The sequence below is a fragment of the Bacillus sp. BC08 genome, assembly GCF_054326875.1.
Genome location: NZ_JBTGPA010000035.1, coordinates 171268 through 183043, shown reverse-complemented (window position 1 = coordinate 183043; position 11776 = coordinate 171268). Strand labels below are relative to the sequence as shown.

Genomic DNA, 11776 nt, shown 5'->3' with positions numbered 1-11776 from the left:
CTACATGACCTTCTTAAACAATATATCTATAAAATTTCTTATCCACCTGCAACACTGGAAAACTTTTTGGCAACTCGTCCATACTCACACTTTGAAAACCATTCTTTTCATAAAAGCGATGCGCTGCTAAAAATTTCACTGTCGTTCCTAAGTAAATATCTTTCAGCTTTTTATTCTCAGCCCACGAAATTGCTGTTTGGAGCAACTTATATGATGCACCCCACTCTTTTCCGCGAAACTCTTTTTTTACGAACATTTTTCTTAGCGCTACTTGCTGATTCTCAATATCTAATAACGCCACTGTTCCAACTACTTTATCATCATAAATCGCAACCCAAAAGTTTCCATAATCCCTTTGATAGAACGTTTCTATTTCAAGTAAGTCTGGCTGTTCTTCTTTCGTAATGGGAACATTGTACTCTTTTTGCTGAATATGAACGATAAGATCTACTACTTCATCTTGAAACGTACTTTCATACGGAATAATGCGTATCTTCTCGTTCATCGGATCTCCTTCCATTCTGAAGCTAGTAAACTATATACAGCGATATCATGGAAATGATCGTATAACCACTCTTCCTCTCTTAAAATACCATCTAACTTAAAACCTAAACGTTCTGGAATAGCACGGCTTTTCACATTTTCAACACCGCACCGAATTTCCATTTTATTTAATTTTAAATTCTCAAATGCATAGTGAAGTACAGCCTTTACGCTACGCGTCATAATGCCTTTCCCGCCAGCATCTTCTGCAAGATAATATCCGAGACTTGCCGCTTTCTTCCCCCAACTTACCGGATGAATGCCTACCATCCCCACGAGCTTACTTTTATAACGTATGCCACTTTCAAAACCGTCTCCCTCTGCAAACTTCTTTAACCACATCGGACAAATCTCATCATACGCATCAGCAGATTTTACCCCATCCACCCAAGGAAGCCATCTTCGTAAATGATTACGGTTTTGGTTTATTAATTGATATAGTTCCTCTTTATGATGCTTCTCTAATAACTGTAATTCGATTTCATCGTCTACTCGAAGTGTGAACATGTTTTTTAGCTCCCTTTTAGTTTTCTTATTATTCTAACACTTATAAATGTAAATTGTTAAATATTCACACTTTCTTTCGAATTTTATATACGAACAAACACTATGTATGATTGATATCTAGATATGAATCATATATAGTTAAAGTATGGAAAAAAATGATAATTTTATAATTCAATTACGTAAAGGTGTTTTTGATCTCGCTATTTTGTCTTTAATAAGCAAACAACCTATGTACGGATACGAAATTACAAGTGCATTACAAGATATCCCTGTGTTTCATATCCCAAACGGTTCGATTTACCCTATATTAAATCGAATCACGAAAAACAATTGGGCTATTTCCTATTGGGAAGAGTCCGGTGATGGCCCAAAAAGAAAATACTACCGAATTACAGACGAAGGGAGAGAAGTTTTAAATAGTCGCTTACATGATTATGATGCAGTGTATCATGCTCTAATGTTACTAGCTAAAGGAGAGGATAAAAAATGAACAAAGAACAATTCTTTTCAAATGAACTCATTACTTCTTTCTTACACGATCTTCATAAAGGTTTAATGAACTTACCTGCGTCAGCAAGAGAACAACATGTGCTAGAGATCAAATCGGATTTATATGAAAATGCATTATGTAAAGAAAGTGAAGGGATACCATTAGCGAGCATTCCTTCACAAGTGATTAAAGAATTTCTTCCTCCAAAAGAATTAGCAAAGGAAATTGCAGGAGAATATACAGATGTTATTCAAGATGCACAGCAATCTACAAATACATTTATTAAATATTATTCCGGCCTATCTATCGGTCCACTCGGCGCTTTATCAGTGCCTATTGTACTCGGTTTTATAAATTTTTCTGCTAATTTACCATTTTTACTAGCCTTTATTGCAAGCAACATTTGGTTTATCTTTAGAGAAAAACATTGGAATATGGATTTATTAAAATACTTTAAAACAATTATTTTCATCAGTTCAAGACTGCTAATTGCTCTCCCATTCAGCTTTTTCGCGATTCGAATTATGATAACAAAACAATTTGATATGTTTTCATTCTATTATTTAATTGGATATGTACTTTTTAGTTCAATTTATATCGTTTTATTGAAACAACTATACAAAAAGAATAAACAATACCAACATATCAATGCTTTTTAAAATATATCGAACACAACAAAAAAAGACGCACAGCCACAGCTATGCGTCTTTTCTATTACTTCTCTGCAACTTGAACTTCTTTTACGTAAGCTGCTTCGAATTTTTGGATGTCGCCTGCGCCCATGAAAATTAGAACGCCGTTTTTATGTTTCTTTAATACATCCGTTGTTGTATCTGTAATTAGTTCTGCACCGTCAATACGCTTTTGCAGATCTTCGATTGTTAATTCACCTTTGTTTTCGCGTGCTGATCCGAAAATATCACATAAGTATACTTGGTCAGCTTTGCTTAGGCTTTCAGCGAACTCATCTAAGAATTTTTCTGTACGTGAGAATGTGTGCGGCTGGAATACAGCGACAACTTCACGCTCTGGATGTTTTTGACGAGCTGCTTCAATCGTTGCATTAATTTCTGTCGGATGGTGCGCGTAGTCATCAATGATAACTTGCTCTCCCATTGGCTTTTCATTAAAGCGACGTTTTACGCCTTCAAAAGTTGTTAGCTGATGCTTAACTGCTTCTACATCAACGTTTTCATAATGGCAAAGCGCGATTACTGCTAATGCATTTAATACGCTGTGATTGCCGTATCCTGTAATTTTGAACGTGTCATAGTACGTATTACGAACGAATACATCGAAAATAGTACCATCTGTTCTCTTTTGAATGTTACGTGCTTGGAAATCATTATCTTCTCCAAATCCATAGAAAATAACAGGTACTTTCGCTTGAATTTTTTGAAGTTCTTCATCATCTCCACATGCAATAATGCCTTTTTTCACTCGCAATGCCATCTCTTGGAATGCATTGAATACATCATTGATATCTGAGAAATAATCTGGATGATCAAAATCAATGTTTGTCATAATCGCATAGTCTGGATTGTAAGACAAGAAATGACGACGATACTCACAAGCTTCAAATACAAAATACTTACTATTTTCTACCCCATGCCCTGTTCCATCTCCAATAAGGTAAGATGTAGGGTGTGCACCTTGCATTACATGGGCTAACAAACCAGTTGTTGATGTTTTTCCATGCGCACCAGTTACAGCAACACTTGTGTATTGGTTCATAAGGTCACCTAAGAAGTGATGGTAACGATGTACTGGGATGTTTAATTCTTTTGCTGCTACGATTTCTTCATGCGTATCAGGAAATGCATTTCCTGCAATAATCACTTGTCCTTCTTTTACATTATTTTTATCAAAAGGAAGGATCGAGATATTGCGCTTTTCCAACGCTGTTTGTGTAAAGAAACGCTTTTCATAATCAGACCCTTGAACAGTATGCTTCATGTCATGAAGAATTTGAGCTAATGAACTCATTCCTGTTCCTTTAATTCCTACAAAATGGTAAACTGTCATCTTAAAGAACCTCCAACATTTCGAACTAATACAACGGCCTATCTATAAGACAGTATATGAATCTTTTCTTATTTTGGTAATCATCATACATTTTTGATGTAGTGAAGTTATTCTTCCCTTCACTTATCAGGATAAACTCGTACGTACTTCTTTTTTATGTCCATAACAAATCCATTATAGCAAAAAAGAAGCCGCTATACTATGATAACAGAAAAACTGATAGGGTCAATCACCTATCAGTTTTTCTCTCTTTTACATATCTTCTCTTTTTTCTAATTGAACACGCTCTAAACGTGGGTTTGGACGATATTTACGACCAGCTTTTGCTTCTGGTTTTCCATTTAATTCTACGTTATCACCAGTAAAGCCAATATTCATTTTTAATAAGCTACTTCCTACTCCGTATATATCAACAGGTACGTTTTGAGCTTCAAATTCACGAATACGCTTCTCATCAAATCCACCAGTTACAACGATGTCTACATGCTGGAATCCTTCTTCATCAAGAGCTTTACGAAGTGCGAATACAAGCGATGGGTTTACACCACGTGGATCGAATGTTCCAAGTACTTCTGGGTGGCGAATGAAGTATTGATCAATCATCGTGCGCGACGTATCTACACGTACACCTTTTAATGTTGATCCAAATTCACGCGCTACGCGAAGTGCATCTGTAATGACATCATTGTTGTAATCAATTAATACAACTAATTCATCTTCTGGGAATTTCTTATGATATGCTTTTGCCGCTTCCACAACATCACCATTAAACATTTGAATTAATGCGTGAGGCATTGTCCCCATACCACTTCTGCCCCACCATTCATTCATCGCATGCGTCGCTTGTGCGCTCATACCTCCGATGTATGCTGCATAACCGTCACCAGCTTGTTGTGTATAATGATCATCACGGTCTCCCATGAAAATAACTGGTTTTTCTTTATCTACGCTACGCGCAGCTTGGACAACGTTATATACGTTTGTCGCAACTGATGTACGACGAGCTAAAATCCCATCAATGACACCTTCTAAAAATCCGAAATTTTCATAAGGACCATGAATTGTTAACACTGTTTCAAACGGACTAATATTATCGCCATCTTTTAAAGAGTTAATTTCAAGTTCCTCAGGATTTTTAGCGAATGTTTGTAGCAATGCAATTACTTCATCTGTTCCGCAAAGAACTGCATTTTCCTTTTGGAAAAATTGCATCGTTACAACACTTTTCGGGCGAAATTCTTCAATGATTTCTCTAGTCTTTAAAAAGTAAACGGCAGAGAACCAACCTTCTCCAACACGTTCGTCAAATTTAAATGTTCTATTTGTTAGTCTATTTATTTCACCTTTTAATTTTAGTTCAATTTCTTTCATGTCGCTTTACTCCCTACTTTACTATCCAACATTTTCTCTTAGTATACAGCAAAACCGTTTACTATACATTTGTTTCCTGCATAGCAGCGAATTCATCCTCAGAAATAAGGACATCTCTTGGCTTCGTTCCTCTTGCCTCAGAAATAATTCCTTGCGATTCCATCTCTTCAATGAGACGTGCCGCGCGATTATAACCGATGCGGAATTTTCGCTGTACAGAAGATGTGGACGCTCCCCCTTGTTCTACAACAAATTGACATGCTTCAAAGAACAATTCGTCTTCTGACTCAGCCTGTTCTGTTTTCGCTAATAAATCCTCTTGCTTAAATAAGTAGTTCGGTTTCATTTGCTTTTTCACATGATCAACTGTCTTTTCAATCTCATCATCCGATACATATACACCTTGTACACGAACAGGCTTAGATGTACCGTTCCCTAAGAATAACATATCACCACGGCCAAGTAATTTCTCCGCGCCACCAATATCGATAATCGTACGCGAATCAACTTGAGATGATACAGTAAACGCAATACGCGTTGGAATGTTTGACTTAATTAAACCTGTAATAACATCTACAGACGGACGCTGTGTCGCTACTAATAAATGAATACCACAAGCACGTGCTTTTTGCGCAATACGACAAATCGCTTCCTCAACATCACCAGGTGCTACCATCATTAAGTCGGCTAACTCGTCAATGACAATAACGATATAAGGTAATGTCTCTCCCGGAATTTCTCGCCCACTTACAATCGTATTGTAACGAGTTAAATCACGAGCCCCTGCATGCGCAAACAATTCATAACGGCGCTCCATTTCTTCAACTGCCCACTTTAATGCAGCTGTCGCTGCTTTTACATCCGTAATAACAGGTGCTACAAGATGCGGAACAGAATTGTATGGTGCAAGCTCAACCATCTTCGGATCGATTAACATTAACTTCACTTCATGCGGTTTCGCTTTATATAAAATGCTCGTTAAAATTGCGTTAATACACACACTTTTACCAGAACCCGTTGCACCCGCAATAAGTCCATGTGGCATTTTTCGAATATCCGTTACAATTGGATCACCTGAAATATCAAGTCCTAGCGCAACTGTAAGCGGTGACTCGCTCTTTGTAAACACAGGGCTTCTTAAAATTTCACGAAGAAATACTGGCTTACTTTCTTTATTTGGAACTTCGATTCCAATCGCACTCTTCCCTGGAATCGGTGCTTCAATACGAATATCCTTCGCTGCTAAGCTTAACTTAATATCATCACTTAAATTTGTAATTTTATTTACTTTCACACCTGGGTCTGGCTGTACTTCAAAACGAGTTACTGCTGGACCTTGCGATACGTTAATAACATGTGCACCAACATGGAAATTATTAAACGTTGTATCTAATAATTCCTTCTGTTCATCCAACCATTGCGTATTATCCAACGCCGCTTGCTGCGGAATCGATAGCAATGTTAATGGTGGAATTGCATATGTCGGTGGTGTTTGCAATACATTTCGCATATCGTTCTCTCTTTGATTTACAACATATGCTTTCTCTTGTACTTCCGTACTTGAAATTGGCTTTTGTACTTGCTCTACCACTACTTGTTGCACTGGCTTTTCTTCCACTTGTGGTTCTACCACTACTTGCTGCATTGGTGTTTCTTCCACTTGTTGTACAGGCTTATTCTCTACTCGTTCACTCATAGAAGATTGCATTGCATTTGTTCTAGCCGCATGTCTTTCCATTAATCGTGTTCTATCTTGTTTCAACATAACAACATTAAATGGGACATGACGCTTCTTCTCACGTTTTGGTTCTTCTTTTTGGACAACTGGTTGTTCTTCTGCGACCAGTGCTTCTTCTAAAACTTGTTGTTCTGCTGCAATCGGTGCTTCTTCTACAACTGGCTGCTCTTCTACAATCGGTGCCCCAGCAACAACTGGCTGCTCTTCTGCAATCAGTGCTTCTTCTACAACCGGTGCCTCAGCGACAACTAGCTGCTCTTCTACAATCAGTGCTTCTTCTACAACCGGTGCCTCAGCAACAACAAGCTGCTCTTCTGCAATCGGTGCTTCTTCTATAATCGGTGCCTCAGCAACAACTGGCTGCTCTTCTGTAATCAGTGCTTCTTCTACAACTTGTTGTTCTTCCGCAATTAAAACATCCGCAAAGCTTTGAACATTTTTCTGCGTTTGTTCATCAGCCTCAGCAACATGCATGAACCCATTCTTTTGTTCAATTGCTTCATCTAACAATATTTCTTGCTGCGTTTCCTCAAGTTCTACAGGTTGCGCTTCTGCTTCTGCAATTACTTCCACTTCTTCTGACTCTTCCGCTTCTGCAACTACTTCCACTTCTTCTGGCTCTTCTGTTTCTGCAATTACTTCTACTTCTTCTGGCTCTTCTGTTTCCGCAATTACTTCCACTTCTTCTGACTCTTCTGCTTCCGCAATTACTTCCACTTCTTCTGACTCTTCTGCTTCCGCAATTACTTCCACTTCTTCTGACTCTTCTGCTTCCGCAATTACTTCCGCTTCTTCTGGTACTTCTGTTTCTGCAATTACTTCTACTTCTTCTGACTCTTCCGCTTCTGCAATTACTTCCACTTCTTCTGACTCTTCTGCTTCCGCAATTACTTCCACTTCTTCTGGTATTTCCACAATGATTGTTTCTTCAAGTTTCTCTTCTGCTTTAACAATCACTGATTCTTCTGGAGCTTGCTTTTCTACTTCAATAGTAGGTTGTTCTATTTCTGTATTACGTTTAATTTCTTCTGTTAATATTGTATCCTCGTGCTCTACTTTAGAATCTACTAATTCCGCTTGTAGAATGTTTCGGGCCACTACATCACTTTCTTGCTGAAGTAATTCAGCTGCTGGAACTTCCTGCGGTGCACTAATTTCTTGAACCACTTCTTTTTCTTCTACTATAGGTTCTTGGCGTTCAATTTCATAACCGTTTTTCTCTAGCCATTGATCGACAACTGACTTTTCTTCCTTTTTATTTTGTTGATCTCGCTGATCAACTCCTTCATGACTGGAAGAATTCGTTGCTTTTCCTTCTGAGAAATCAGATAATGCATATCCTTTTTTCTCTAACCATGCATCAACGACTGATTTGCCCTCTACAGATATTTCAAGGTCTTCTCTTTCCTTTTCTTCCTCCTGCTTTTCTACCTTTTTCTCTACTGAAGGACGATTATATCCGTAAATTGGCGAAATCATTTCTGTTGGACGAAATGGTCTACGGTTACTTTCTTGCGTAGGTACAGATGCTTTCTTTACGACAGGCTCTCGCTCCGGTTCATATTGCATTTCCGGCTCTTCATATGTAGAAACTACCTTCTCCACATACTGTCGTCTACTTCTTTCCACTTTGATTCCTCTTTGAGTAGGCTGATCTTCATATGTTACAGCTTGAACAGGTTGTTCTTCAAAATGCCCTGTTTCTATAACATCCTCTTCATCGAACCCATTATCCGGTACTAATGGAAAACGGCATTTACCTGCATTCCTACTTGCCATTTGTGCTTCTCTTGCTTCAGTGTAGTGGTTTACACGAGGAATTTTCGGCTGACTTTCAACTTGCTTTAACACTTCTTTATTCATCGCTGTTTGTTCTTCCTCTTTGTTAAACAGCTTTTTCATCCAATCTAACATGCTTACCACTCTTTCTACTAAATAGTAACATCCTTTATTGTATCAGCATTCGGCAAAAAGTGCAGGTAAAATTAAGCATGTCATATTTATCCATAACATTCTAATTTACAAGTATTTTCATATAGAAAAACGCACCCTTACATATAAGACTGCGTTTAAGCTTTACTCTTCCGATATTCCTCTACACTATCCGTTACACTTTGCAATAAAGAATTTACATACTGCGAGTCCGATAATTTTTTATCTTCTTCAGGATTTGACATAAACCCGAGTTCTAATAGTACACCAGGTACTTTGGACCAATTAAATCCAGAAAGATCATCCCTGAATTTAATTCCATTCACTTTCACTTGCTGATTCTCTCTCATTTTATTTACAATCGTTTGAGAGATTTGAAGACTTTCAGCATAAATCTCTTTCGTATACGGACTTCCTTCTGCCGGTGTTAATACAGCAAATCCACTTTGATTCGGATTTTCAGAACCATCTGCATGAAGACGTAAAAACAAATTTGCCTTATGATCATTTGCAAATGTCGCGCGTTCTTTATTACTTATATCCACATCTTGTGACGTTCTCGTCATTAATACTTGTATTCCCTTTGCTTCTAACTTTTCTTTTAATAGGAAGGCCATTTCTAATACGAGAACAGCCTCTCTTTTTTTCGTCACAACACCAGTTGTACCATCTGTCACTTTATATTTTTGCGTCGTTGCTCCTGGTCCAATCGGCTCTAAATTTAAATTCGCTTTTTGTTGATGTCCTGGATCAATAACAACGAGAAACTTTCCTCGTTTTTCATTACTCTCTACTTTTTGTTCATTATTTTGCAGCGGTTGCTCGGCGGGCTGCACTGGCGTAGCTTCTTCTTTCTTTTCCTCGGCCGGCACTTTCTCCTGCTTATGCTCCACTTGCTCATTCGTTTGAACTGCTTGCGGTTCTTCGTTCTTTTCTTGTTCTTCTTGCTGCTTTTCTACCGGTGCGTCTTCCTTGTTATCTTTGTTTGTTTCCTGCATAGAAGATGTTACTTCTTTTTCCGGCTCTTCTTGCGAACAACCACCCATATATATTCCAATGAATGCAATCATGCTCATTATTTTTATATACTTCATGTTTTTCTCCCATCACTTTGCACCGGTCTCAAAGTTTTTCTTATAATTGTTTTATAATCTCATCCATATTTCCGATATGAACGGGTTGCCACGTTTCTGTACCACGCTCTGCTGTATAAACTAGATAAGCATCATCAACTACATTTACGAAAACCGGATCCCCCATATCTGTTTCATATCCGATAACAATCCATTCTTCTTTCCATTTTCCATGTTCTTCACTTATTAATGAATTTTTATGTTTATCATATCGATAACCGATTTGTCCTTTTTCTAATTCATTTTCACTAAACAAATATATTTCATAGGAACCTAACTCGATATCTTGTTGTTTTGAAGTTTCAATTCGTTTCAGAAGTTCTGCGATTTTTAGTTGTTGTGTCATACGTCTATCCCCTTCTATTTTTCTAAATTTTAACTATTTTGTTTATAAAACACAATATAGATTTTAAGAAAAAAGGTGACATCCTTATGAATATGAACGATTTTCTACATATATCTATCACAACTCACAATATATCAACGATTCAATAGAAAAGAGAGGTTATCCAAAAGGACAACCTCTCTTTTCTTACATCAATTAAAATTTGAACTCTTGTCCAACTTCAAAGCTATCTTCTAATACAAGAATACCTTTTTCTTGTGGAGCATCTGGAAGCTCTAATTCACGTGCTGAGCAAATCATTCCAGAAGAAGGAACACCGCGAAGTTCAGCTGGTTTAATTAACATACCGCTTGGCATTACAGCGCCGATTTTTGCAACGACAACTTTTTGTCCTGCATCAACGTTCGGTGCGCCACATACGATTTGTAATGTTTCTGTACCGATTTCTACTTTACAAATGTTTAACTTATCAGCATTTGGATGCTTCTCTTTTTCAGCTACATAACCTACAACAAATTTTGGAGAAAGATCTGCTTCTACTGTTTCTTCAAAGCCGTTCTTCGCTAAAATTCCGTTGATTTGTTCTACAAGTTCTTTCGTTAACGTTAGGTTACCTGTTTCTTTTACTTCTAAGTAAGAAGATGCATTAAAGATGTTGAATCCTGCTGTTTCGTTGCTTTCACGATCATATACGCGTGCAACATCTCCTTTGCGATCAAAAGTACGGTTCTCTAAAGTAATATCTTGTAAGGCAACAATTAGAGTGTCACCAATTCCTTCAAGGTTGTAAAAAACGTTCACTTCGTTCATCCTTTCTCTTTTCCATCTGTCTTCTTCCGATTCTTCGCTAAAATAAAGATTGGTTCAAAGTCCCCATCTTCATATACGAATGAAAGTGATGTAATCGGAACATGCCCTTCGGCAAAAAATTTCATTGTCATTTGTGCAATAATATCATAACCGATTTCGTTGACGATATCAGCAATAATTAATACATCTTGGTGAGGAACAGCAACAACCATGTCACCAGAAATCTTTTCACGCATCGATTGTAGTAACGATTCATTTAAAATACGAGTCGCATCATACCCATCATTCGTGTTTAAAAAGTAGAATGTATTCCCTGCTACTGTGTCTTGTTTAAATTCATAACCTAATGAGCGAGCGTTGAATAATGCCATTTCACGCACTTGTTGCTCTGTAAGTCCTAATTTTTGTAATAGACTCTCATCAATGAGACGATATGTTTTATTCGAATCTAGCGCATAATAAATACGTGTTTCCGCCGTATGATCCGTCATAATAAACGGATTTCCTTCTTCTGCTTGTTTCGGGAAAGAAGTAGAGCGAATAACAGGTAAAATTTTCGCCGCGCTATTTTCTTCTTTATGCATCGCAATTAACGCTTCTTGTACGTAATAGGCAACCTCTTCAATCGCCTTTTCTTTATTCACTTCCCATTTTGCCACAACTCCTGGAAGCGATACGTTAATACCTTTTTTCGAGTCTTTCTGTTCTATACGTAGAACTTCTTTCTCACTATCATACTGAAAGTCCCATTCCGGGCGAGATAATTTCTTCATTAACTCGTCTTTCATCTTTTTACTTGTCATCTTCATCTCTTTTTTCCTCCCTTCCAAAAAAATAACCTCCCCCGCGAAGGTAGAGGTTGTTTTACAATTCAATTGGCA

General features: G+C 37.6%; 11 protein-coding genes. 2 read left to right on the top strand and 9 right to left on the bottom strand.

The window, feature by feature from the left end; translation table 11 throughout:
- Nucleotides 1-13 precede the first annotated feature (13 nt).
- Together ACXVYO_RS18985 and ACXVYO_RS18980 are read right to left on the bottom strand one after the other, a co-directional pair.
- The gene (locus ACXVYO_RS18985; protein WP_458468201.1) at nucleotides 14-505 is read right to left on the bottom strand and encodes a GNAT family N-acetyltransferase; all 492 of its coding nucleotides are present in this window, start codon (nucleotides 503-505) and stop codon (nucleotides 14-16) included.
- On the bottom strand, nucleotides 502-1050 hold the full coding sequence (locus ACXVYO_RS18980; protein WP_458468200.1) for a GNAT family N-acetyltransferase: 549 nt from the start codon (nucleotides 1048-1050) through the stop codon (nucleotides 502-504). Before ACXVYO_RS18980 ends, ACXVYO_RS18985 begins: the two co-directional genes overlap by 4 nt.
- Nucleotides 1051-1195: 145 nt before the next feature.
- Between ACXVYO_RS18980 and ACXVYO_RS18975 the strand changes: the two genes are divergently transcribed.
- Together ACXVYO_RS18975 and ACXVYO_RS18970 are read left to right on the top strand one after the other, a co-directional pair.
- Nucleotides 1196-1540, top strand: a complete 345-nt coding sequence (locus ACXVYO_RS18975; protein ID WP_448163495.1) for a PadR family transcriptional regulator — start codon at nucleotides 1196-1198, stop codon at nucleotides 1538-1540.
- Nucleotides 1537-2199, top strand: coding sequence for a hypothetical protein (locus tag ACXVYO_RS18970; RefSeq protein WP_458468199.1), 663 nt, complete (start codon nucleotides 1537-1539; stop codon nucleotides 2197-2199). Before ACXVYO_RS18975 ends, ACXVYO_RS18970 begins: the two co-directional genes overlap by 4 nt.
- 55 nt (nucleotides 2200-2254) lie before the next feature.
- Here the strand turns inward: ACXVYO_RS18970 and murC are convergent, their stop codons facing one another.
- From murC to ACXVYO_RS18935, 7 genes are all read right to left on the bottom strand, one after another.
- Nucleotides 2255-3565: a UDP-N-acetylmuramate--L-alanine ligase gene (murC, locus tag ACXVYO_RS18965; RefSeq protein ID WP_458468198.1), complete on the bottom strand. Its 1311-nt coding sequence runs from the start codon at nucleotides 3563-3565 to the stop codon at nucleotides 2255-2257.
- 252 nt (nucleotides 3566-3817) lie between these two features.
- Nucleotides 3818-4936 carry a nicotinate phosphoribosyltransferase gene (locus tag ACXVYO_RS18960; protein ID WP_000658380.1) on the bottom strand — a complete coding sequence of 373 codons (1119 nt, stop codon included), beginning with the start codon at nucleotides 4934-4936 and terminating at the stop codon, nucleotides 3818-3820.
- Between the two features lie 61 nt (nucleotides 4937-4997).
- Complete coding sequence (locus ACXVYO_RS18955; RefSeq protein ID WP_458468197.1) at nucleotides 4998-8588, bottom strand: DNA translocase FtsK; 3591 nt, start codon at nucleotides 8586-8588, stop codon at nucleotides 4998-5000.
- A gap of 155 nt (nucleotides 8589-8743) precedes the next feature.
- On the bottom strand, nucleotides 8744-9700 hold the full coding sequence (locus ACXVYO_RS18950) for an N-acetylmuramoyl-L-alanine amidase (protein ID WP_458468196.1): 957 nt from the start codon (nucleotides 9698-9700) through the stop codon (nucleotides 8744-8746).
- Nucleotides 9701-9740: 40 nt separating this feature from the next.
- A complete protein-coding gene (locus ACXVYO_RS18945) occupies nucleotides 9741-10085 on the bottom strand; it encodes a thiamine transporter (protein WP_458468195.1) in 345 nt (114 codons plus the stop codon).
- Nucleotides 10086-10280: 195 nt separating this feature from the next.
- Complete coding sequence (ytpR, locus tag ACXVYO_RS18940) at nucleotides 10281-10895, bottom strand: YtpR family tRNA-binding protein (RefSeq protein ID WP_001006763.1); 615 nt, start codon at nucleotides 10893-10895, stop codon at nucleotides 10281-10283.
- Nucleotides 10892-11704, bottom strand: coding sequence for a DUF1444 domain-containing protein (locus ACXVYO_RS18935; protein ID WP_458468194.1), 813 nt, complete (start codon nucleotides 11702-11704; stop codon nucleotides 10892-10894). Before ACXVYO_RS18935 ends, ytpR begins: the two co-directional genes overlap by 4 nt.
- Nucleotides 11705-11776: the final 72 nt, after the last annotated feature.